The organism is Thermogemmatispora sp. (assembly GCF_019683635.1).
In the GTDB taxonomy this organism is placed as follows: Bacteria; Chloroflexota; Ktedonobacteria; order Ktedonobacterales; family Ktedonobacteraceae; genus Thermogemmatispora.
Window position 1 is genome coordinate 16,197 of sequence record NZ_JADGIA010000020.1, and the last position, 22,092, is coordinate 38,288.

Here is a 22,092-nt window from a genome sequence, read left to right on the forward strand (position 1 = left end):
TGGTGCGTAAGGCACAAAAAGACCCCTGGCAAGCAGGGGTCTAGCAACGTCACCTTGCTTATCCCCCTCATCTTGCGGAACGTTCCGCCGGAATTGGCACCCTTCCTGCAGCGCGGGCAGTGGCCACGGCGGCAGATGGGTTGCCGGGCTTCATCGGGCCGTTTCCCTCCACCTCTCTGGATGAGAGCAGATCTCACGCGAACGTATTCAATTGTTAGGTGTGCTGTCTAGTAAGCGGACGCTGGAGAAGGCACCGGAGATGCTGATGCCTTCTGTCCAGAACAGGTCGGGTTTTTCTCAGTATATCGAAGAATGCTGCTGACTGTCAAGAGAGCGGGCCAGAAGGCCCGAGCCGAGGCCCACGCTTCCAGAGGCGGCAGGAGGGGGCGTAAGGGCCTCGTCGGCCCCAATGGCTCAGGTGCCCGCCTCCCAGGAATTGAGATACGATTGCTGCTCCGACGTCAGCGTATCGATGGCGACGCTCATAGCCTTCAGCTTGAGGCGTGCGATATCCTGGTCAATCTCCAACGGCAGCGTATAGACCCGCGGCTGCAGCTCACTGGCATGCTTGAGCATATACTCAGCCCCCAGGGCCTGGTTGGCGAAGCTCATATCCATGACGCTAGCCGGGTGGCCCTCAGCGGCGGCCAGATTGATCAGGCGTCCTTCACCAAGCAAATAGACCTGGCGCCCGTCGGCATAGGTATACTCATCGACGAAATCGCGGATACGTCGCTTACGGACGGCCAGCTTCTCCAGCTCGGGAATATTGATCTCGTCATTGAAATGTCCCGAATTGGCCAGCACGGCCCCATCCTTGAGGCGCTCCAGGTGAGGACGGTCGATTACATTGAGGTTGCCTGTCACAGTGATAAAGATATCGCCGATGGTCGCCGCCTCCAGGGAGGGCAGCACGCGGAAGCCATCCATCACCGCCTCCAGCGCGCGAATCGGGTCGACCTCCGTTACTACAACGTTGGCCCCCATGCCACGCGCACGTGCGGCTACGCCGCGCCCACACCAGCCGTAACCCAGGACGACAATCGTCCGCCCGGCTAGCAGCAGGTTGGTCGCCCGAATGATGCCATCGAGCGTGCTCTGCCCCGTACCGTAGCGATTGTCAAAGAGATGCTTGGTGTTCGACTCGTTGACAGCCAGCACCGGGTACTTGAGCACTCCCTGCTTCTCCATACTGCGCAGGCGGATTACCCCGGTGGTCGTCTCTTCCATCCCGCCAATCACCTGCCCGAGCAGCTCGCTGCGACTACTATGGAGTGTTGAGACCAGATCGCAGCCATCGTCCATCGTCAATTGTGGGCGATGATCAAGAGCCGCATGGATATGACGATAGTAGGTTTCCTCATCCTCGCCCTTAATGGCAAAGGTTGGAATCCCATATTCACAGACCAGGGCCGCAGCCACGTCATCCTGCGTCGACAGCGGATTAGAGGCGCAGAGCACCAGATCGGCGCCCCCAGCCTGCAGCGTCAGGGCCAGATTGGCCGTCTCTGTTGTGATATGCAGGCAGCCCGCCATGCGGATGCCTTTCAGCGGCTGCTCCCGGCTAAAGCGCTCGCGGATGAGGCGCAGCACGGGCATATCCCTCGCAGCCCATTCGATGCGCTCCTTTCCGCGCGGGGCCAGCGAGCGGTCCTTAACATCTCCCTGTGTCGATGTGGTCATAGACCCTCTTTCCCTTCCTCTCCTGTAGTTTAGTGATCTTGTGCAAGTCGCTTCTTCGCCCCTGCGCCCGCCAGCGAGCTACAGGCAGCTTCTAGCCAGATCAGGCCACGGCTCACCTGCGGGCGGGGCGGGGTGTAGCCTTTTACTCAGCCTGCGGCGGAAGTCTCCGACGAGCGCGAAGGTAACCAATTGGGATCGAAGTGCGAGCAGGCCACCAGCTCCTGATAGCGGGCGGCGACATCCGCCAGCGTCAGTTGCTGCAGGCGGCGAATACTGAAATCCTCACAGACAAACGAACCGAGGATATTGCCATGCACCACCGCGCGCTTCAGATCCTCAAAGCGATAGCGGCCATCTGGCTCCGGCTCTACCGTTGACAGGTAGCCCAACAAGCCCCCGGCGAAGGCGTCGCCGGCACCGGTTGGATCTACCACCTCCTCCAGAGGATAGGCGGGGGCGCTAAAATAGCTACCATCCTGACCAAAAAGTAAGGCGCCATAGCTGCCCTGCTTCACAATCACGTACTTCAGGCCCAGGCTGAAAAGCTGGCGGGCTCCGGCCACCACGCTTGAGCAACCGGTGTAGAGGCGCAACTCCTCCTCGCTCATCAGCATGATATCGACGCGCTTCATTACTTCTGTGAGCTGAGGACGCGCCGTATTGATCCAGAGATCCATCGAGTCCAAGACAGAGAGACGGACTCGCGGCATGGCATCCAGCACCTCTCGCTGCAGGTCGGGCTGGATGTTAGCCAGGAAGAGCAGCGAGCTATCGCGGTATTCAGGGGGAATGACCGCATGGAAATCAGCGTACACGCCAAGCTGTGTATCAAGCGTGTCGCGCACATTCATATCGAGATGGTAGCGACCGAACCAGCGGAAAGTGCGACCCTGGCGCACTTGCAAGCCGGCGAGATTGATGGCCCGGCGGCGGAAAAACTCCAAATACTCCTGGGGGAAATCAGTGCCGACTACCGCCACCAGATTGACTGGGCTATAGAGGGAAGCCGCCGTTGAGAAATAGGAAGCGGCCCCTCCGAGCACCTCTTCGACTCTGGCGAAGGGAGTTTCAACCGTATCCAGGGCCACCGAGCCGACAACGAGGATAGACGACGACACGTCCTCACAACCTCCATGCGAGAAAGAAATCAGTCTTTGGCGACGAGCACGCGTACACCGGCGAGCTAGCGGCGGAGAGAGAAACCTGCTGTGGTGCTCGTCCACCAGTCAGCCCCAATTCAAGAAAGAGCGGGTAAGCGTCGCTCAGACAGGTGTGGCCCCGCTCAGATGCTCAATGACCCCATCCAGGAAGGCCAGGGTCTTACCGAACTTATCACGGGCCAGCTCGCGGGCAGGGGCCGTATTGAGCGACTGGTATAGCTCCACAAAGCGCTCCTCAATGTGGCGCAGGATCGCCGCCAGCACCTCACTGGTCACTGCTCGATTGGGATAGCGCGCGCCGAACTCAATGAGCGAAGTCACCACGGCCAGCCCACTGAGGCGCCCCAGCTTATCGGCGTCGTAGAGGATACGCGTCTCCAGGGGAACCTTGCGACGCTGCTCGGCAGGCACCACCGTTGTATGGGCCAGAATGATCTGTTCCACCTTGCGAATACGCTCCTCGGGGACATCCAACTCGCGCAAGAAATCGACGGCCAGCTCAGCGGACTTGATATGATGGTCCTGAAAGCCATAGGTGGCCGTCGAGATATCATGCAGATAGGCGGCGATCGTCAGCGCCTCCATATCTAAATGAGCGGCCTCCTCATCCCCCCGAGCCTCCAGATCCAGGGCAAGCATCTTACAGTTTGCCACAACGGCGCTGACGTAGCGAAAACCTTCCTTGCCCAGCGTCTCCTCAGCATGCTGGGCCACAGCCTGCACAACGTCTGTCTCCATTACCTCTCTGCCTGCTTCCCGATAGGATGATGGTCATCTGCACAGAGGCCGCGCAGGGCTACGCTGTACGGAGCGCGCGCAACCCCTCTCTCGGTAATAATAGCACTTATATATGTATGAGGGGTCACATCAAAGGCCGGATTGGCTACAGAGATACCTTCGGGAGCGATGGAGACACCACGGATAGCCGTGACCTCACGCGGGTCACGCTGCTCAATAGGAATCTCCTCCCCGGAGGGCAAATCGAGATCGATTGTAGAACAAGGGGCGACCACGTAGAAAGGAATGCCATGCGCTTGAGCCAGTACCGCCAGACTATAGGTTCCAATCTTGTTGGCAACATCGCCATTGGCCGCAATGCGGTCAGCTCCTACAAAGACGGCGGCGATCCGGCCCCGACGCATGAAATAGCCGGCCATATTGTCGGTGATCAGAGTGAAAGGCACACCCTCCTGCTGCAGCTCCCAGGCAGTGAGGCGCGCCCCCTGGAGCACCGGGCGCGTTTCGTCGACAAAGACATGAATGCGCTTGCCCGCCCGATGCGCCAGATACATCGGCGCCAGCGCCGTGCCCCAGCCCGCGGTGGCCAGAATCCCCGTGTTACAATGGGTCAGCAGCTGATCTCCATCGGCAATCAGAGCCTCGCCATAGCGGCCCATGCGCAGACAGGCCGCCCGGTCTTCAGCTGCAATGGCCTGCGCCTCTTCCAAGAGCCGGCGCCCCAAATCCCCAGGACGGCACCCAGCCCCGGCAAGCTGCCGAGCACATCCTAGCAAACGGCGAATGGCCCAGCTGAGATTGACCGCGGTGGGACGGGTGGCAGCAAGCAAGACTCCCGCCTCCTCAAGTCTGGCCAGAACCTCGGCGAGACTGACCTCGTCCCCCCGCTCTGCCAGCAGACGCCTGAGCGCTAAGACCAGGCCAAAGGCCGCCGCCATGCCAATGGCAGGCGCGCCCCGCACCTTCAAGGCTTTGATTGCCTCTGCTACCTGCCGCTCATCTTCCAGGCGACTGTACACTACCTGCTGCGGCAAGAGCGTCTGGTCCAGTAACATCAGGGCACAGCCGCGCTCGTCTTCCTGCCACCAGAGAGGACGGACACGCTGCACCGGCTCAGATTCGTGCTCCAGCCCCCCTGCAACCGTCGACATGCTCTCTTCTCTTCCTTCCTTCGTTAGCTAGCTTTGTGGAGATTGGACCCTCTTCCAATGGCTGATTCCTGCTGCTGTTATGGTATCATAATTGCCCCTCGCTGGCAAAAGAGGCCGCCCCCCAAATAGTACTAACATAAACAGAACCGTTTTCAACGAACCCGCTCAATATGCTAACATGATAAACAGCATACGAGAGCAGCAGTGTGAATAGCGCAATGCTACTAAGGTGTAGGTTTCCCGTTCCTCCCCCATGCTTGACCCTGCCCTGGCAGGCTCTGGCTATGAGCGAGGGACAACGAGATTCTAGCTATAGTCAACATCGAAGGGATGTCGCGCATGGCTAGGGCGGAAACGAAAGAGAGGACCTGGTCTTTCGATCAGATCTACGACGAGTATAAAACATCTATTTATAATTATGTGTACCATCTGGTAGGCGATCGCGAGCAGGCAGATGACCTGACTCAGGATACCTTCCTGAAGGCGTTCCGCGCTCTGCCGAAGATGGACAGCAATCTCAAGGTGTCGGCCTGGCTCTATCGTATTGCGACCAACACGGCTTATGACGCCCTGCGTCGTAAGAAGCTGATCGCCTGGCTTCCCTGGCAGGACCTCGAACACGAGCCAGCCGATGTGGAGAGCGCTGATCCACAGGAGGTCTATACGACGACCGAGCTGGTGCGCGCCGCCCTGCGACGTATGCCCCAGCAATATCGGGCCGCCTTGCTGCTCTATACTCAGGAAGGGTTCTCCTACAGTGAGATCGCTCAGGCCCTCAACATCGCCGAGAGCGGTGTGAAGATGTATCTGTCGCGCGCGCGTCAGTCGTTCCGGGAACACTATAAGGCGTTAGAGCGAGGGGCCGGCTCTAAGTAACTCCGCCGCAGGAAGGTGATGATCCGGCACTGTCAGCCAGGCAGGGAAGGGCGCATCACTCCACACGATGTTTTCGCCTTTCTGTCTCCTTGGCCATTGCTGGCATCCCTTGCCCTGCCGCTGCTCTCACTGTTGGCGCTATTCATGGCGGGATGCTCTCTTCGTCCACCTGTTTCCCTGCGTCATCCTGCCCTGCGGCATCACCGGCAGCCCTCGCTCGCCTCTCTTTCCGTCCCTTGCCTCCTTCTTCTCACTGTCCTCCGCTGCAACCTGCGCCAACCAACCTTCTTAGGCGCCACGAGTATAATGTAGTAGTGGTGGGTCCCAGGCACTTCTCAAGAACCAGGGGGCGGATTCGCAGTGCGAACTGAATAGGTTAGGAGGGATGTCATGCTACGAGCTTGGGGTCTCAGTAAATATTTGAAGCATGCCGCGACACGCGCCGCACCGATCTTGCTGACCTCGCCTGCCGCTGCTTCTTCCCCGAGGCTGGAGCGCACCGCTGCCGCGGATACGGCGATGCGAGGTGAGCTGCATTCAGATGTCTATTTTCGCGCGCTTCCCGAGGCGGCCAGGCCCGAAATTATTTCTCAGCTCGATCGCCGCGAACGCCTGGTCTTTCTGCTGCTGAATGGGAAACGAAGCCTGAGCGAGATCGCTCGTCTCGTCCACCGCGATGAGCAAGATGTGGCCTGTACTGTGGCTCGCTTGCTTCGCAGCGGCTATGTGGAACATATCGAGGATGATACCGCCCCAGCCAGAGCTGGCACAGCGGTCACCCCGCTAACACAGGCTCCCTCTCATCCGTTATAATAAAGGAGCCTGAAAGGATGGCGGAGCGTGGCCAGGTAGGTCCACCCGCAAGTGACGGTCAGCAAAAGAAGCAGAGCAGGGCCACTCATGGCCTTGCCGGCCTGGACGTCCTTCTGATTCGTGGGGTGCTATAGCCTCCTTTCAGCGGAGCTGACTGCCCACCTCGCCGCGCTGCCCATGTCGCTGGGGTTGGCCAGACCAGCACCAGCTCTTTTGCCAGCGCGGTACGTGGAGGGGAGGACGAATCGGATCCCGCCCTCCCCTTATCTATTGCTGAGGCTTGTGCTCGCATGCGTGCGATGGTGCATTCTTTGGGCGCTAAACTGATTCTGGCGGCGGGGTTGATCTGCCTCCTTTGCCTGAGCCTGTTCCTGGCTCTGAGCTGGCCTCTGCTCTCTTATTTCTCAGCTCATCAGACGGCTTTCCCCCATGTCTGGCTGGCACTTGCTTCTTTGCTGCTCTTTACCTGCGCCCCTGGCTTCCTGCTCCTCAGCATTGCCGTTCGCCAGCTCGTCAATCGCCCCCTCTCTGAGCTGCTGAGCCGGGTAGAGCAGAGTCTGCGCCTGCCGCTCTCGCTGCCTCCCCGCACACCTTCCGCCACGTCGTCAGGGCCTCCATCGACTTTATCTCCGCGCGACGAGTTAGGAGCGCTCTCTCAGGCTTTTCAGCAGCTCGCCTCGGCCCTGGCGCATCAGGATGCTGAAAGTCGCTTGTTGACACGGCAGCTGAGCGACCTGCTGAGTATGAGCGATGCTCTGATTTCAACGCTCAACCTGGAGCACCTCCTGGCCGAGATCGTTTCTCGCCTCGGGGTCATTATGCAGGTGCGCCAGGTCTCGCTCTTGCTCTATGGGCGGGATCAGCCTGCCCCGTGGGCGGTGGCTTTGTGGAGCAACGACCCTCCGCGCACCGAGCCTTTGACTGGCGAGACGTCGCGCCAGGGTCAGGTACGTGTCTATACAGACCCACGCGCTGATATCACGCTGGCAGCTACCACGAAAATGGCGGCGCTACCACGCCCGATGCCCCCAGCCCCCCGGCGGCGAGTGATCCGTCCACCACGCCTGCAGGCCGCCGTTGCTCGTGTGGAGCCTCCTCATCCTCGCATCCCTCATGAGGCGCTCCGCGAGCTGGACCTGTTGCTTGCTCGTATGGCCATGCAGAAACAGAAAATCGCCTATGGAGAGGACGTGCAGGCTATCTACCAGGAGCGTCAGGAGCGCTGGGCCCGGCTGGCGCTAGAGGCTGGCTATGGGGCGGTGATCGCCACACCCCTCCTGTTGCAAGACGAGACGATCGGGGCGATTATGCTCTACTCCGAGCGCCCCTATCAACTGACTCAGCGCGATACCTTCCTGTTGAGTACGGCGGCCATCCAGGCAGCGATGGCCATCCAGGATGCCCTGCTCTTCGCCGAGGTCAAGGAGAAGAATGTCGCTCTGGAACGCGCGAATCAGTTGAAGTCACAGTTCCTGGCCACGGTCACCCATGAGCTACGCGCTCCCCTGCACAGTATTATCAGCTATGGCTCATTGCTGGTAGATGGCTTTGTCGAGGGAGCGCTGACGCCGGAGCAAGAAGAGCATATCCGCTTTATGATCCGCCGGGCCGAGGATCTGTCGCACCTGGTCGATGACATGCTTGATCTCTCAAAGATCGAGGCTGATCGCCTGGAGGTGCGCCTTGAGCCATTGGCTATTGAGGGCTGCTTGCGCGAGGTGGTGGATCAACTGAGGCCATTGGCTTTCGCTCGCGACCTGACCTTGCAGCTGGAGCTGCCCGAGGAGTTGCCGCGAGTTCTGGCCGATAGCTACCGTCTGCGCCAGGTATTGGTCAATATGGTCTCCAACGCCATTAAGTTCACCGAGCGCGGTGGCATTACCATCCGTTGCAGTCTCCTGGAACGCTATGATATGCTGCGTATTGCTGTGCATGATAGCGGGATCGGTATCTCGCCGGCAGCGCTGGAATACATCTTCGAGGCATTCCGCCAAGCCGATAGTAGCACAGCGCGCAAGTTTGGAGGCACTGGCCTGGGCCTGACAATTGCCCGCAAGCTCGTGGAACTGCAGGGTGGCGAGGTCTTCGTGGAAAGTATGCCGGGGCGCGGCTCGATTTTTTCCTTTGTGCTTCCCCTGGCAGCTAGCCCGAAGCTCCAGAGCCGCTCATGAGTCCGAACGAGCCAGTCAGGTCAATGCTGTCTGCTCTGCCCATGCCAGCCACCTCTCGTTTCTCCAAGACAAGCATCTAGGATGACAGTGACGGTCGATGACGATGGATACCGGTGCATCTTCCACAGGACGTGAGGCCACAATTCTGATTATCGAGAACGATCCTTCTGACCGCCTTCTGCTAGAGAAGGTCCTCTCTTCCCGCGGCTACCGCTGCCTTTCAGTGATGCATGGCCGCGAAGCGCTGGACTTGCTGGACCGGGTGCAGGTCGATTTGATCCTCACGGACCTGCTGATGCCCGTCCTCGATGGGCAACGCACGGCTCAATTGATCCGCTCCCGCCCGGGCATGGAGAGAGTGCCAATCGTGGCTGTCACGGCCTACCCTCCCGATGAGGCCCGCGGCTCGGGTCCCGGTGGCTACGATGAGTACTTATTGAAGCCCTTTAAGCCGCGTCAGTTGTTGGATCTGGTTGAGCGCTTGCTAGGTTCTTGGACCTCATAAGATGATGACTTTTGCGCAAAGGAGCCAGTGAGATTGTGGAGACTGTAGAACTCGATCTTCGACTGACTAATGAGCCTGTCACAGAGATTGCCTGCGAGGCACTCGTGGTCAGTGCGGGTCGTCCCCGTGGGAGCGAGCAGGCCCGCCTGAGTGCCCCTGGCCAACTGGTGGATGCCCGCCTGGAGGGCCTGCTGCAGGAAAGCTGCGCCCGCGGCGAGATCAAAGGCCACAGCGGGGAGATTACGACTTTCTATACGCCGGGCAAGTTAGCCGCCAGGCGTGTGATTGTGCTCGGGCTTGGCGATCTGGAGCGCGATGCAACGCGTACCCTGCGGCGAGCCTGCGCAACCCTGGCTCGCCAGCTCCAGGAGAAAGGCGCGCGGCGTGTGGTTCTGGCCATCGATGTAATCAGCCTTCAGCCCGAACCAGGCTCGCCACAGGCATTGACAACGCTGGCGGCCCTGCAAGCCCAGGTGGAAGGCTTCCTTCTCGGACTCTACCGCTTCAGTCGCTATCGTAGCAATGGAGGCAGCGAGTATGAGCCGGCTATCCGCGAGCTGCTGTTACAGGTTGGGCCAGCGCAGGCAGCTTACGATAGCAGCACGCTTGAGGCCGCCCTGCAGCGGGGTCGCATTTTGGCCGAGGCGACCAACTTCGCGCGCGATCTGGTTAACGAGCCTCCCAATATTCTGACGCCCGGCGAGCTGGTGCGCCGCGCCCGCAGCATGGCCGAAACATGGGGCCTGGCCTGTGAGGTGCTGGAGCGCCCCCAGATGGAAGAGCTGGGCATGGGGGGCTTGCTGGCAGTCTCGCGTGGGAGCAGTGAACCGCCCTACCTGGCTATTCTGCGCTATCGCGGCGCGCCAGAGCAGGCTGGTGGCCTGGCGCTGGTCGGTAAAGGGATCACTTTCGATAGCGGCGGCCTCTCCTTGAAAAGCGCTGACGGTATGGTGACCATGAAGGGAGATATGGCCGGAGCCGCTGCCGTGCTGGGGGCGATTCAGGCCATCGCTCGCCTTAAACCAGCCCTGAATGTGACGGTTCTCGTTCCCACCAGCGAGAATATGCCTGATGGGCACTCTTACCGACCAGGCGATATCTTGCGTATCATGAATGGCAAGACCATTGAAATCGTCAACACGGACGCAGAGGGAAGGCTCATCCTGGCCGACGCCATGTCCTACGCTGCGCGCGAGGGACTGACCCCGATCATCGATGTCGCGACGCTCACCGGTGGCATCGTGGTGGCCCTAGGACATGTCTACACGGGCCTCTTCAGCAATGATACGCGTCTGAGCGAAGAGCTCATTGCCGCGGGCGAGGCTGTGGGAGAGAAGCTGTGGCGTCTACCACTGGACGAAGAGTACGGCGAGCAGATTAAGAGTGAGGTGGCAGATATCAAGCAGACAGGTGGACGTCCCGCCTCCTCGATTACTGCCGCCAAGGTGTTGGAACACTTCGCCGGTTCGGCAGCCTGGGCGCATCTGGACATCGCCGGCACGAGCTTTGTGGACAGCCCCAAGCCTTATCAAGAGAAGGGAGCCACGGGGGTTGCGGTGCGAACGTTGGCCGAATTCGTCATGCGGCGTGCCGCTGCTCAAAGCTAAGCTGAACAGCTATGCCTAGCTGTACAGTCGCGCGAACAGCGTGATATACTCTTGGCATGAAGATCCGTGTACGCTACTTTGCGGGATTACGCGAGATCGTGGGTCAGGATGCCGAGACTCTGACGGTGCCCGAGGGGACCGACGTGGCCGGAGCACGGGCCTTGCTTAGCGCTCGCTATTCCCGCCTGCAGCCAATCCTGGAGCGCTCGCTGTGCGCGGTGAATCGCGAATATGTCCCCGCGGACCGAGTGCTGCAGGAAGACGATGAGCTGGTCTTTATTCCACCGCTCGGGGGTGGGGCAGCCTGAGGCTGCCAGCGAGCAAGCAGCCAACCAACCAACCCCACCCCCGGAGAGGGGAGGAGTTTCTACCTGGCAGGATGGGCCTATGGAGCCGGTGATTCAGATTACGCGCGAGCCGCTGAATCGCGAGGCGCTGCTGGCCGCGGTGGCCGCGCCCGAGGTTGGCGGCATTGTCATTTTTGAGGGAGTGGTGCGCAACCACGCACGCGGCAAACAGATCCGCTATCTGGAGTACGATGCCTATCCCGAGATGGCCGAGCAGCAGATTCGGCGCATTGTGGAGGAGGCCCGCCAACGCTGGGGGGCAGAGCGGGTAGCAGTCGCTCACCGCCTTGGCCGCCTGGAGATTGGAGAGGCAAGCGTGATTATCGTGGTTGCAACGCCACACCGTGCCGAAGCCTTTGAAGCCTGCCGCTACATCATTGACACGCTCAAAACCACCGTTCCAATCTGGAAAAAAGAGGTCAGCCTCGACGGAGAAGCCTGGGTAGAGGGCTGAGCTGAGTTGAGCTGAGTTGAGTTGAGCGGCGCTGCATGTCGACAGGCCAAGAGCGGAGGGAGCTGGCCCAGGCTGGTCTGGACGCGATCCTGCTCTCTACTACGCCTGGATAGCCAGCTCCAAGGCCAGTTTTAGGCCAGTCAGCTAACCAGGAAACATGTTCCTGATCCTTGCGCGTTGCTGAGTGTCTCCACCGACTCCGCCTTCATTCCTTCCCGTCGAGGAGAGCAAGGTCAAGAGCAGCCCGTCAATGAGCGGGCAGGCTGGTCTCTCTGTCAGCTGAGCAGGGGCGCAGAGGTCAGGAGGCCATCCCAGGCTCATTTCTATGGTAGAATATTACATAACAATAGTAGAAGAGAGAGGAAAGCGCCTCTCTTCTTACCAGACTGCTGCATGCAGGCAAAGGACTGGCAGAAAAGCACCCCCGGTCTCTCAACGGATGGGGGATACTCCTTGAAGCCTTCTGCTACTGTCTCCCGACAGTCCTCAAGGAGTTTGATCGGAGGCTGCTGATGAATCTCTTTGAGAAGCAGGCACAGCTTCACCAATTCTTCGCCCAGAATCCCGTCAATGCCGCGTATCTGACAGGCGTACTGAAGGGACGCACGACCTTCGGGGAACTGAGCGATATCGATATTGCCATTCTCCTGATGGACCAGGTGCGCTCGGATCAGTTCCTCGACTATCAGCTTTACTTTTTCAGCGAGCTGGCCAGGCGCCTGGAGACCGAGAATATTGATGTCATGATTCTCAATCAGGCCTCGTTGCTGCTCAAGCTGCAAGTGATCAAGTACGGCCAGGTTCTCTACAGTCGCGATGAGAAGCGGCGCATCATGTTTGAGACCAAGGCGGTCATGGACTATCTGGACTTCAAGCGCTTCGACGAAATTCAGAATCAGGCCCTGAGCCGCCGCTTGCGGCAACAACTGCTGCCGATAGATAAGGACCTGGTACAGCGTCACCTGCAGCAGCTGAGCGAGGCTATCGGCATTTTGCGCGGCCTGGGGGAGACGCAGCGCGAGGAGTTCACCAGCGATTACCGTATCTATGGCCTGGCAGAGCGCTACCTTCAGCTTGCCATTGAAGCCTGCCTGCAGATCTGCAGCATCCTGGTCGCTTCTTTCGGCCTGCGCCGACCCGAGGACTACCACGAACTGCTGAGCATCGTGGCGGCCCAGCAACTGATTCCCAAGACGCTTGCCTACCGCCTGGAGGTTCTGACGAACCTGCGCGATGCCCTTATCCGCGATCCCGGCACGCTGAACCGCGATCTGCTCTATGACCACATCCGACAGCGCCTGGATGACCTGGAGAGCTTCGCCGAGACGATCAAAGGCCGCCTGGAACCATAGCAGCGCGGTGAACCGCGGGCGGAGCAACCTGGAGCCACCCGTTTCCAAGGGGATGGGTCCGTTTTGACACTCCACACGGCTAAAGCCGTGGGATTCTTGGGAGCACTCCCGTACCCGGGAGTTCTGCCTTGCGGCACCAAGCGATCCCCGTGTGTCCCACGGTTGAGCCCGCTTAAGCGGACAACATACGCAATCCTTCGCGGAGAATGTTTCTTGCGGCGTTGACATCCCGATAATGGGCGGCGCGCTGCACCGCGCTGCACCGTGCCGCATCGCGCCGCTTCTCTCCCTGCCTGCCTGTCTGAACGGTGCTGAGCGAGGGAAGGACGAGACCAACCAGGGGCTAGAGGGCCTCACTGGCCTGACGCAGCTCGCTTGCCTGGGCAAGGATCTCGCGTGCCTCGTCGGGCCGCCCCATCTCCTGGTAGATCTGAGCCAGGGTCTCATAGGCCAGCACCAGCGAGGGGTCCAGAGCTATGGCCTGCCGGGCCATCTCAACCGCCTCATTGTAGCGTTTGACCTCGCGATAGGTATCAGCCAGATCGTTGTAGTAGTCAGCATTGAGGGGGTCGGATTCGATGGCATTCTCGTAGTTCTCGATGGCCTCCTGATAGCGTCCGAGGGCATCGTAGGCAGTAGCCAGCTGATAGTACCCCTCTGCGTCATCTTCGAAACGCTGGAGAAGCTCGCTGGCCGCTGCGATGGCTTCTTCATAGCGGCCCAGAGCGTTGTAGGCATCGGCGAGGCCGGCATAGGCTGCTGCCAGCTCTTCCTCCTGCAGACCATCGGCGGCAGCGATCAGCTCTTGATAAGCGCTGGCAGCCTCCTCATAGCGCTCAGCCTCCATAGAGGTCTCTGCCAGGCCGAAGCGGGCGCTCTGAAGCTGAGGATCAAGTTCCAGGGCGCGACGATAGGCCTGCAGCGCAGCCTCCGTCTGCCCTTGCAGTGAGCGCCAGTACGCAAGCCGTTCCCAGGCAGTGGCATCTTCTGGGGCGAGGCTCACAATACGCTCATACGTTTGGGCAGCTTGATCACGCTCACCCATCTGCTCATAGACCTGGGCCAACACATCGTAAGCCGCCCGGTCGTCGGGCGCCAGGGCCAGCATCTGGTTAGCGACCGAGAGGGCCTCATCGTAGCGTCGCATGTCGAGGTAGATGGCGGCCAGCTCACCGTAGCGTGCGGGATCAGCAGGGTTCTCATCGATCTCCGCCTCCTGGGCCATGAGCCGACGTAGCTGGTCATTGATGCGCCCACGCACGTCGCGCAGGTTCGCGGAGGCCACTGGATGATCAGGATTGAGGATGAGCGCCTGCCGATAGGCCTGTACCGCATCCTGATAGAGGTTTTGGAGGCGGTAGGCATCGCCCAGGCTGACATAGAGTTCATCGTTCTCAGGATCGATCTCCAGCGCCTGCTGGAAGGTCTCGATAGCCTCCTCATAGAGGCCCAGCTCGCTATAAAGATGGCCCAGGTTAACGTAGGCCTCGATCAGACCAGGATCAAGATCGATGGCGCGTCGATAGCCGGCAATGGCCAGCTCCCGATCACCCAGATATTGCTGTGCTAAGGCAAGGTTGTAACGCGAGCGGGCACTGTCGGGATTGGCAGCCACCGCTCGCTCAAAAGCGGCCACCGCCTGCTCATAGTCGCCGGCACGCGCCGCCTCATTGCCGCGATCGGTCCACTCCTGCTCCTCACGACGGCGAACATCTGCCGTGCCGTTTTGAGCAGCAGCCCCCGACTCAGCAGCCCCTTCTCTTTGTGGTATGTCTTCCATCAGTAGCTACCCTTCTTAATTGCTCATCAGAGCGTGCTTGACTAATAGTGGTCAACAGCGTAAGGCTCTACGCAAAAGCACGTCCCGGCCTAGTATAACATGCTGCCAGGGCTTCTTCTAGTCTGTTCCTGGAGGCCAGGCGAAGAGAAGAAAGTGCAGGCCAGAGGGTGGTGGCAAATTTATAACAAAAGTAGTTCAACAGATATGTACGAAGACAAGAAATAGGAGCTATCAGCCAAGGCAGACCGGCCTCACTGGGAGCGGAGCTGATATGCTCCTCTGCAGTACCCTCAGCCAGACAAGGCCGGCCTGCTCTGTGTGCAGATCGTCTTTCAGGGCAGCCAGGTAGTCAACACAGGGCAGCTGACAGCAGGTGCGAGCTGTCTCTTTAGCCAGCACCGTACGAGGCAGGCGAGGAAAGCAGGCGCTGGCCCCGCATCTCTCTAGATGCGAGAGTTGCAGTAGAATTCGCTCACCAACCACCTCCACAGTCAGCGACCGCTCATTTAGGACTTGGCGACACGCAATGTTACCATATATTCATAGCGCGATCCTGGATAGAATACTTCACTATAGGCGATAGGTGAGCCGGTTTGATCGAAAGTGGTGCACGTGACGCGCAAACCGGGTTCGTCCGGGGGAATGCGAAGGAGTTCGGCCTCACGCGCCGAGGGCAGGGCGGCTTTCACATTCTGCTCGGCGATATAGGGGGTCAGGCCCTCTGAGGCCATCATACTATAGAGTGAGCCTTCACCCAGTTCCTTGGCCCGCTGATAGATGCCCGTGGCCCGCGGATATGGCAGATAATCGACCTCGTAAGCGATCGGCACCTCATCGGCAGTCCGTACACGCACCAGACGAATCGCCTGCTCTTCATCGAGGAGGCGCAGGCGCTCGCGCACCGTTTCAGAGCCGCGAACCAGCTCGCTAACGAGCAGCAAGCCACCCGGGCGCTTGCCACGGCGGCGGATGTCTTCGCTCAGGCTGCTCAGCTCGCTGAGCGTCTGCTGCACGCGCGGCTCACAGACAAAGGTCCCTTTGCCATGTTGACGATACAACAGGCCCTCATGGACGAGCTCGGTCAGGGCTTGCCGCACCGTTGCGCGACTGACGCGGTAGCGCGCCACCAGCTCCGGCTCGGACGGGATAGCGGTATGTGGGGCTAGATGCCCGGCGCGGATCTGCTGCTTGAGCACCTCTTTGAGCTGGTAATAGAGCGGCAGCGGGTTCGAACGTTCCAACATTGGCATAATATACAGTCCCCCCTATGTCCAGACAACAGGATTCTACCTCTTAGGCAGTCAGGATGATGAGAAGAATATATCATAAAAGCCGAAAAGCGTCGAGAGGGGGACATACATGGAGAAGTGCGAGTCAGACGGGCGGTTTTTGAAACAGCCTTCATCGTCGCACTTCTCCTTCGACACTGCCTCTTACTTTCTCCCTTTACCCGCTTAGCAAGAGGATCAGGCGACGCTGACCTGAGCCAGGATGCGATCGATCTCGCTCTTCAGGCGCAGCGGATGGGGACCCACCAAGCGGGCTACCTCTCGACCATCTTTGAAGACAATCAGCGTTGGGACGGCCTGGATTTGCAGACGCATGGGTGTGATCTGGTTCTCGTCGATATCCATCTTAGCAAAGGCCAGCTTCCCCTCATACTCGTCGCTCAGCTTCTCATAAGTAGGAGCGAGGGCGCGACAGGGGGGACACCAGGTTGCCCAGAAATCGACGATCACCGGCGTCGGAGACTTGAGCACCCGCGCCTCGAAGTCGCTATCGCTGATATGGAACAGATTGGAACGCTCAGCCATTCGCGTGACTCTCTTTCCCTGGAATGGAAATGGGTTTTCTTTCTTGCCTTTTGAGGAAGCAAAGATAGCCTCAAAGGCTTTCAGTTAGAAAAACAATGGCAGCACTGCCCTTATTCCAGAGAGCCAGGCCACCGTTTGATTATACTCAGCGGCGCGAGGCTCCCGCAATAGCCAGCGCCATGACTATGACAACAGTCCTGTTGCCACACTGACCGAGCCGATGGCTGCTGAGCTGAGTCAGAGCCATCTCCTTTCTGCTCCTCTCCTCCCATCCTCTCATTTTCACTGCTCGCCTGGCGAGAAGGTCGAGGCAGGACCATCGCCTCGACCAGGTCAATGGGATTGGATCGGGTCGGGTCGACTTTGCTCTGCCTCATGTCTCGGCCTTTACCAGTCAGTCGGCCTGATTCGCTATGACTGACCCTCATTCATCCAGGCAAGTGCTTGCCAGGGCCGCCTTTCCGCTTTGTCTTTGTCAGCGATTGCTGCGGCTTCCTCCTTGCAGGATCATGAGGAAGCGCAGGATGTAGAGGAAGAGATTCATCACCGTCACAAAGATGGCGACAGTGAGCATGATGGCGTTGGGCAAGGTGTCGGCCAGATACTTGGCGCGCTGTACATAGTAGAGCACATAGCCGCCGAAGATCGCGATGCCGACAATGGAAATCAGCAGACCACCCACGCCCGTGCCGAAGAGGCCGGGCAAGAAGAGGCCAATGATGCCCGCCACCAGCAAGAGAATCAGGCCGAAGAAGAGATACTTCCCCAGGCCAGAGAAGTCACGGCGCGTGGTCCAGGCGTAGGCTGCCAGCCCTAACGAAGACAACGCCGTAATCAAGAAGGCCTCACCGAGAATATTCCCCATACCGGCGCCCGTGAGGGCCATCACCAGGGGCGCCAATGACATCCCCTCTAGGAAAGTGAATAGGTAGAGCAGGAAGAGATTCAGACCGTGGACATTGATCGCCAGCTGCAGGATAAACAGAACGACCAGGCCACCCAAGGCCACCAGCAGGTAGGCTCCCAAGCCGGCAACCTGAGCAAAGAAGGAGATACCGACAAAGGTACCGATACAGGCCACCAGGAAGGAGATGGCCAGCAGCAACATGACTTTGCTAACCAGGCTCCCCGCCCGCTCATTGACGTAAGGAATCGTCTGGTAAGGATAGGAGCCAAGCCAGTTATTGCGCTCTCCTCCCATACCAAACGGCGAATTATAGCGTGGATTATACATGCTTCACCTCACTCAGGGAAACAAGCTGCTTCCGCTGCCACACGGCTCCGCTGCGATGCGCTTGGGCACAGCCTTTCTGCGCGGCGATAGCCAGAGCCGCTGTCGTCTCTTGCTTCCTCCTTCATCAAGATATTACGCAGTCGTGTGCCTGAAGTTGTACACTCCCTCCCTCCTTTGCTCTCTGCCTTCTCCTTCTTCTCCCTTTTCTTCAGGCTCAGCACGGATCTTTTCCAGAAAAGGAAACGCCCGGCAGGGCGGATTTATTTCGCGGACTCACGCCCCTCTGCCGGGTTCTCGGCCTCTACACTGCGCGGCCTGAAGGAGGATTCGGCGATATTGGTAATATCGCAAGGTGGATGGTTACTATCGGCATGCCAATAGAAACTGCTACCCAGGGGCTTGTAGAGAAGGCCCCCACAGCGAGGGCAGCGACGCAGCGTCTCGTTCTCCTGATCCTGACTCGTCGGCATAAATCCCTCACTCCTTCAGATCAGTGCGGAATACGAGCCTGAGAGCAACACCTGACTGTGGGGAGAGGAAGCAGGCATACAGATAAGCCGCCGAACTAGCAGCTGGGGAAAGTCAACTGAACCGAACCGGTTCCATCCATCAATCCTTTCCTTCCTCTCGCCCACCTGCCTCTGTGAAGCCAGGGCGGATCACCCAGGATCAGCGCATGGCCTGGCAGGAGACGGATTGCGCGTCAGGCTCTTCCTCCCCTTCTATCCTCACCCTCCTTGCTGGTTCCGCCTGCCTACCCTTCTGCTTGCCTACCACATCTATGACACTGACACGACTTGCCCCAGGCCGAAGCTTCAGGCAAGGTGATCTCTCACCAAGCTGGGGGATTCCCTCCGCTCTGCCTACACTTTTGATCAGCCAGCTCTCCATTGTTGTTCGCGCCCGGCTCTACCAACCAGCAGAGAAAGCCAGCTGCTGACCTCCATACGCGACCGGCTGGCTGGTCAGCATCTCGGTACAGAGTCAGGCCAGGCTTTGCCCGGCTGTGGATGATGAGCCAGACAGGACAGGTACTTGTCTGTCCGATCGGTGCTCCTTCAGCGAGGGTCAGCCGGGGATACCGGCCCGGGCTGGAGCGGCGGCACAGGGTAAGACAAGATAAGGTGGGCAGGGCAGGGACAGCCAGCGCCCACCTCACCACCTGCGGCGACTCACTGGCTTACATGACACTCCAGACGCCACAGATCTCGCAATAGGCCACACCAACCTCGCCGAAGGCCTTACTGCGTGTCTCCCAGCGATCGTAGACGACAGCCAGGGAACCGCAGTTCCAGCAGCGGGCGCGTCCACCAGCCTTACTTTCGCTTTCCAGGCGGCGCAGTAACTGGCTGCGTGCCTCCTCGGCGCCAGTATAGCTGGGATTATAGGCCAGATGCAAGAGATTGCCCAGCGGCAAGGTAATCTCATGGGATGGGGCCGGAGGTGACGGTTGTTGGAAGGTTGCCACTGGACCAGGGGCACTGGTGGGAATCGCCGCTGTCGGTCGGCGGAAGTACTCACGAGCCGTACGACGGCCACCTTCCGCAGGCACAGCAGGGAGATAGTCGGGACCTTGCCGCTCACTTGGTGGGCGTTCGCCATTGGCCACCGGTGGTGTTCCCGGGCCGGCGGTTGTGGCGAGTGCTTCACTGGGCGGGAACGGCAGCGAGATAGCCTCTCCCGACTGCGTGGGAGCTTGTGCTCCCTGGCGGGGAGGCGCTGCCGATGCCTGCTCACCATCCAGCGGTACAATGGGAGCCTGCTCCGTTGTCAGTGGCTCGGCTGCAACCTCCTCTCCTTGCTCCGCCACATGGTTATGGTTGTCGTTCTCCGGTTGCTCTGGTGGATTCGCGCGTCTGCGCCTCGTTACTGGCATAGGGGCAGCTCCCTCAATAAAAGTTCTTTTCTCCTCGATGATACATGCACCTGCATTATATCACAGCCCTTTCAGTCCCTCAAGCAGATCGATGGTCTGCCCGCCCCTCACGTTGCCAGGCGACCAGCACGCTCCGCTTCCTTCCTTTTGCCTCCTCGGCTCAGCCTCTCTACCTCTTGAAGAATTCGGCATTGATTTTGATAAAATGCCTCCACTCGTCAGGCACCGCCGACTCTTCAAAGATGGCGTTGACCGGGCATGCCGGCTCACAGGCGCCGCAGTCGATGCACTCATCGGGATTGATGTAGAGCTGCTCGCTCTCCTCAAACCCCTCTTCGTTCGGCGTTGGGTGAATGCAATCTACCGGGCAGACATCAACACAAGAAGCATCCTTCACGCCAATGCACGGCTGAGTGATCACGTAGGGCATCCAACATTCCGGCGCATCAACCCCTGCCTACGCCATAGCACGCTCGGCCTGTAAGCAGGAAGGGGGAACAGCGCCGCCTCCTTTTCCTCTGAGATGAGCTTGATCCGAGCTGGGGCCTGCGCGTCTTCCTCGCAGCAAGAAGGTTTGGCAGTCAGCAAGCGATCAGACCCCACCTGTCTTCTCGATCTCGCGGTCAGCGCCCCCCTGAGCTGCTCAGTCCTTTCAGAGAGCGCGGGCGCCTCGTTGCTTTGCTGACTCTCTCTGGCAATGGGACCGCCCGGTGTGGGTTCGGCGCCGCCACAAGTCTAACTTTTCGGTCGTTGCTTTGAGCCTGTCCGTAGATAGGGCCACCGATGTTCCGCTGGCGGCTGCTGTGCTCAATGGACAGGCACGGATTGTAGCCTAGTTCAGTATAGAAGGTTGGCAACTCGATGTCAATTCCAGATCACTGCTTTTCCACGCCTTCGCCTCTCTTCGCAGCATCAGTCTGGCCCTCTCTCTCAGTTGCCTCACAGTGCGCTTTCTGCAGAACGATGCGCGCTGCGGAGGATTGCCCGCGCTGCAAGCAGGGTCGCAGCAGCTACTCTAGCAGAGCACAGCCAGCGTGGAGCCTCGGGTGAAGATAACAATGGCAATGGCCCGTTGAGCCTTGTAGGGACAACTCACATCTTGCCAAAACGGCTGTGATCTTTTAGAGTATTGGCATGGGTCAGCTTCTAGATCAGCTCAATTCAAGGCCCACGGAACGACCTTCGCTGCTCTTGCTCGCCCCAGGGGAGTGGCAGGATTATGCGCTGTTGGATAGCGGGGCAGGAGCCCGCCTGGAACGCCTTGGCCCCTACTGCTTTGTGCGTCCCGAGCCACAGGCACTTTGGCAGCCTGCTTTGCCACGAAAGCTCTGGGAAAAGGCCGACGCAATTTTCGTGAGCGGTTCACCGCTGTCAGAAGATCAGGAGCAGCATGGGCGCTGGCAGTTCCGTCATCCTCTTGAGCCGCGCTGGATGGTGCGCTATAAACATCTGAGCTTCTGGGCCGCTCCTACACCTTTCCGTCACCTTGGAGTCTTTCCTGAGCAGGCAAGCCATTGGAACTGGCTGGCAGAGCTGGTGAGCGCTGGGATTCGTCGGCGCCCGGTACGGGTGCTGAATCTTTTTGGTTATACGGGTCTGGCTTCTCTGGCCGCCGCCAGCGCCGGGGCCAGCGTCACCCATGTCGACGCCTCAAAGAAGATTCTGGAGTGGGCCCGCGCCAATCAGGAGCTTTCTGGCTTGAGTTCCCGCCCCATCCGCTGGATCGTGGATGATGCTTTGAAGTTCGCTCAGCGCGAGGTGCGCCGCGGCTCGCGCTACGATGGGGTGATTATTGATCCGCCGAAGTTTGGCCGAGGCCCACGTGGCGAGGTCTGGAAGCTGCAGGAGTCGCTCCCGACACTGTTGCAGACCTGCCGCTCACTGCTGAGTGAGGAGCCGCTCTTCGTGGTACTGACCACGTATGCGATCCGCGCCTCGGCCCTCAGCTTGTACTATGCTCTGGAGGAGATGATGCGCGGTTATGGTGGCACGATTACGACCGGCGAGATGGTCCTGGTGGAGGAGAGCGCTCAACGCCTGCTGTCAACGGCAATCTTCGCCCGCTGGAGCCGCTGAGCTTGTCAGCAAGGGTTGGCCTGGGTGGCAGAAAGGCAGGAAGCTGCTCCGCATTTTTCTCCTTCCACCTGCTTGACAGAGAGTCTCCTATGGGCTATTTTCCGCCTTTCCGATGTTGTGGATGTTCACCGGCTCTCCGACGTTGAGTTGAAAGGAAGCCCTGGCGATGAAGATGCTGCCTACCGTCCAGCCTGGTCAGGCGCAGACAGCTCACACCGTGGCGGCCAGCCTGGCTCTTGTCTGTCTAAGGTGTCAAGAGATGCTCGCTTCCTCTACTGCCAGCTGTCCCCCTCATCGTTGAACTCGTCCAGCCTCTGCTCTTTTTCTTTTCCCTTTCCGCTGGATAGCGACCATTGTTGCTCACGGTCTGTTTGCTGAGCGCCTGCTTTTCTTCCGACTCACTGCTTCAAAGTTGATGTCAGTCAAGGGATCGATAATTTATAGTTTTTTATATA

At 59.3% G+C, this 22,092-nt stretch carries 20 protein-coding genes and 1 riboswitch; of the genes, 9 read left to right on the plus strand and 11 right to left on the minus strand.

The window, feature by feature from the left end; all coding sequences use genetic code 11:
- Positions 1-64: 64 nt before the first annotated feature.
- A riboswitch (SAM riboswitch) is annotated at positions 65-187 on the minus strand.
- Positions 188-414: 227 nt separating this feature from the next.
- The 4 genes from ahcY to mtnA form a co-directional block, all read right to left on the minus strand.
- A complete protein-coding gene (gene ahcY / locus IRZ31_RS04140) occupies positions 415-1,683 on the minus strand; it encodes an adenosylhomocysteinase (protein ID WP_297149897.1) in 1,269 nt (422 codons plus the stop codon).
- 146 nt (positions 1,684-1,829) lie between these two features.
- On the minus strand, positions 1,830-2,801 hold the full coding sequence (locus tag IRZ31_RS04145) for a PfkB family carbohydrate kinase (RefSeq protein ID WP_297149900.1): 972 nt from the start codon (positions 2,799-2,801) through the stop codon (positions 1,830-1,832).
- A gap of 144 nt (positions 2,802-2,945) precedes the next feature.
- Positions 2,946-3,581: an HD domain-containing protein gene (locus tag IRZ31_RS04150; protein WP_112427924.1), complete on the minus strand. Its 636-nt coding sequence runs from the start codon at positions 3,579-3,581 to the stop codon at positions 2,946-2,948.
- Positions 3,581-4,732, minus strand: a complete 1,152-nt coding sequence (mtnA, locus tag IRZ31_RS04155; RefSeq protein WP_297149907.1) for an S-methyl-5-thioribose-1-phosphate isomerase — start codon at positions 4,730-4,732, stop codon at positions 3,581-3,583. The genes IRZ31_RS04150 and mtnA overlap by 1 nt, the downstream gene beginning before the upstream one ends.
- A 339-nt stretch (positions 4,733-5,071) precedes the next feature.
- Between mtnA and IRZ31_RS04160 the strand changes: the two genes are divergently transcribed.
- The 8 genes from IRZ31_RS04160 (at position 5,072) to IRZ31_RS04195 (ending at position 12,857) form a co-directional block, all read left to right on the plus strand.
- Positions 5,072-5,608: an RNA polymerase sigma factor gene (locus tag IRZ31_RS04160; RefSeq protein WP_189361457.1), complete on the plus strand. Its 537-nt coding sequence runs from the start codon at positions 5,072-5,074 to the stop codon at positions 5,606-5,608.
- A 390-nt stretch (positions 5,609-5,998) separates the two neighbouring features.
- Positions 5,999-6,421: a hypothetical protein gene (locus IRZ31_RS04165; RefSeq protein WP_297149914.1), complete on the plus strand. Its 423-nt coding sequence runs from the start codon at positions 5,999-6,001 to the stop codon at positions 6,419-6,421.
- A gap of 311 nt (positions 6,422-6,732) precedes the next feature.
- On the plus strand, positions 6,733-8,592 hold the full coding sequence (locus tag IRZ31_RS04170; RefSeq protein WP_297149916.1) for an ATP-binding protein: 1,860 nt from the start codon (positions 6,733-6,735) through the stop codon (positions 8,590-8,592).
- 97 nt (positions 8,593-8,689) lie between these two features.
- Positions 8,690-9,097 (plus strand): response regulator, encoded by a 408-nt coding sequence (locus tag IRZ31_RS04175; RefSeq protein ID WP_297149918.1) that lies wholly within the window; start codon positions 8,690-8,692, stop codon positions 9,095-9,097.
- Positions 9,098-9,132: 35 nt separating this feature from the next.
- On the plus strand, positions 9,133-10,704 hold the full coding sequence (locus tag IRZ31_RS04180) for a leucyl aminopeptidase (protein WP_297149921.1): 1,572 nt from the start codon (positions 9,133-9,135) through the stop codon (positions 10,702-10,704).
- Positions 10,705-10,760: 56 nt separating this feature from the next.
- Entirely contained in the window at positions 10,761-11,012 is a 252-nt protein-coding gene (gene moaD / locus IRZ31_RS04185) for a molybdopterin converting factor subunit 1 (RefSeq protein WP_297149924.1), read from the plus strand.
- A gap of 79 nt (positions 11,013-11,091) precedes the next feature.
- A complete protein-coding gene (locus tag IRZ31_RS04190; protein ID WP_297149927.1) occupies positions 11,092-11,505 on the plus strand; it encodes a molybdenum cofactor biosynthesis protein MoaE in 414 nt (137 codons plus the stop codon).
- Positions 11,506-12,017: 512 nt separating this feature from the next.
- Positions 12,018-12,857, plus strand: a complete 840-nt coding sequence (locus IRZ31_RS04195) for a HepT-like ribonuclease domain-containing protein (protein ID WP_297149929.1) — start codon at positions 12,018-12,020, stop codon at positions 12,855-12,857.
- A 343-nt stretch (positions 12,858-13,200) separates the two neighbouring features.
- Here the strand turns inward: IRZ31_RS04195 and IRZ31_RS04200 are convergent, their stop codons facing one another.
- The 7 genes from IRZ31_RS04200 to IRZ31_RS04230 form a co-directional block, all read right to left on the minus strand.
- Positions 13,201-14,637 carry a tetratricopeptide repeat protein gene (locus tag IRZ31_RS04200; RefSeq protein ID WP_297149932.1) on the minus strand — a complete coding sequence of 479 codons (1,437 nt, stop codon included), beginning with the start codon at positions 14,635-14,637 and terminating at the stop codon, positions 13,201-13,203.
- 506 nt (positions 14,638-15,143) lie between these two features.
- Positions 15,144-15,887 carry a GntR family transcriptional regulator gene (locus IRZ31_RS04205; RefSeq protein WP_297149935.1) on the minus strand — a complete coding sequence of 248 codons (744 nt, stop codon included), beginning with the start codon at positions 15,885-15,887 and terminating at the stop codon, positions 15,144-15,146.
- A gap of 216 nt (positions 15,888-16,103) precedes the next feature.
- Positions 16,104-16,451: a thioredoxin gene (gene trxA / locus IRZ31_RS04210; RefSeq protein ID WP_297149938.1), complete on the minus strand. Its 348-nt coding sequence runs from the start codon at positions 16,449-16,451 to the stop codon at positions 16,104-16,106.
- A gap of 475 nt (positions 16,452-16,926) precedes the next feature.
- On the minus strand, positions 16,927-17,685 hold the full coding sequence (locus IRZ31_RS04215; RefSeq protein ID WP_297149942.1) for a Bax inhibitor-1 family protein: 759 nt from the start codon (positions 17,683-17,685) through the stop codon (positions 16,927-16,929).
- Positions 17,686-17,945: 260 nt separating this feature from the next.
- Positions 17,946-18,155 carry a hypothetical protein gene (locus IRZ31_RS04220; RefSeq protein WP_297149946.1) on the minus strand — a complete coding sequence of 70 codons (210 nt, stop codon included), beginning with the start codon at positions 18,153-18,155 and terminating at the stop codon, positions 17,946-17,948.
- Between the two features lie 710 nt (positions 18,156-18,865).
- The gene (locus IRZ31_RS04225) at positions 18,866-19,561 is read right to left on the minus strand and encodes a hypothetical protein (protein ID WP_297149949.1); all 696 of its coding nucleotides are present in this window, start codon (positions 19,559-19,561) and stop codon (positions 18,866-18,868) included.
- Positions 19,562-19,730: 169 nt separating this feature from the next.
- Positions 19,731-19,991, minus strand: coding sequence for a ferredoxin family protein (locus IRZ31_RS04230; RefSeq protein WP_112427959.1), 261 nt, complete (start codon positions 19,989-19,991; stop codon positions 19,731-19,733).
- A gap of 704 nt (positions 19,992-20,695) precedes the next feature.
- Between IRZ31_RS04230 and IRZ31_RS04235 the strand changes: the two genes are divergently transcribed.
- Positions 20,696-21,637, plus strand: a complete 942-nt coding sequence (locus IRZ31_RS04235; RefSeq protein ID WP_297149952.1) for a class I SAM-dependent methyltransferase — start codon at positions 20,696-20,698, stop codon at positions 21,635-21,637.
- Positions 21,638-22,092: the final 455 nt, after the last annotated feature.

Excerpts from the sequence above, each read along its gene's own strand:
- IRZ31_RS04215 (WP_297149942.1), bottom strand. The coding sequence starts at position 17,685 with ATGTATAATCCACGCTATAATTCGCCGTTTGGTATGGGAGGAGAGCGC.
- IRZ31_RS04160 (WP_189361457.1), top strand. The coding sequence starts at position 5,072 with ATGGCTAGGGCGGAAACGAAAGAGAGGACCTGGTCTTTCGATCAGATC.
- IRZ31_RS04225 (WP_297149949.1), bottom strand. The coding sequence starts at position 19,561 with ATGCCAGTAACGAGGCGCAGACGCGCGAATCCACCAGAGCAACCGGAG.
- IRZ31_RS04205 (WP_297149935.1), bottom strand. The coding sequence starts at position 15,887 with ATGCCAATGTTGGAACGTTCGAACCCGCTGCCGCTCTATTACCAGCTC.
- IRZ31_RS04175 (WP_297149918.1), top strand. The coding sequence starts at position 8,690 with ATGACGATGGATACCGGTGCATCTTCCACAGGACGTGAGGCCACAATT.
- mtnA (WP_297149907.1), bottom strand. The coding sequence starts at position 4,732 with ATGTCGACGGTTGCAGGGGGGCTGGAGCACGAATCTGAGCCGGTGCAG.
- IRZ31_RS04195 (WP_297149929.1), top strand. The coding sequence starts at position 12,018 with ATGAATCTCTTTGAGAAGCAGGCACAGCTTCACCAATTCTTCGCCCAG.
- IRZ31_RS04150 (WP_112427924.1), bottom strand. The coding sequence starts at position 3,581 with ATGGAGACAGACGTTGTGCAGGCTGTGGCCCAGCATGCTGAGGAGACG.
- IRZ31_RS04190 (WP_297149927.1), top strand. The coding sequence starts at position 11,092 with ATGGAGCCGGTGATTCAGATTACGCGCGAGCCGCTGAATCGCGAGGCG.
- trxA (WP_297149938.1), bottom strand. The coding sequence starts at position 16,451 with ATGGCTGAGCGTTCCAATCTGTTCCATATCAGCGATAGCGACTTCGAG.
- moaD (WP_297149924.1), top strand. The coding sequence starts at position 10,761 with ATGAAGATCCGTGTACGCTACTTTGCGGGATTACGCGAGATCGTGGGT.
- IRZ31_RS04230 (WP_112427959.1), bottom strand. The coding sequence starts at position 19,991 with ATGCCCTACGTGATCACTCAGCCGTGCATTGGCGTGAAGGATGCTTCT.
- IRZ31_RS04235 (WP_297149952.1), top strand. The coding sequence starts at position 20,696 with ATGGGTCAGCTTCTAGATCAGCTCAATTCAAGGCCCACGGAACGACCT.
- ahcY (WP_297149897.1), bottom strand. The coding sequence starts at position 1,683 with ATGACCACATCGACACAGGGAGATGTTAAGGACCGCTCGCTGGCCCCG.
- IRZ31_RS04200 (WP_297149932.1), bottom strand. The coding sequence starts at position 14,637 with ATGGAAGACATACCACAAAGAGAAGGGGCTGCTGAGTCGGGGGCTGCT.
- IRZ31_RS04220 (WP_297149946.1), bottom strand. The coding sequence starts at position 18,155 with ATGCCGACGAGTCAGGATCAGGAGAACGAGACGCTGCGTCGCTGCCCT.
- IRZ31_RS04165 (WP_297149914.1), top strand. The coding sequence starts at position 5,999 with ATGCTACGAGCTTGGGGTCTCAGTAAATATTTGAAGCATGCCGCGACA.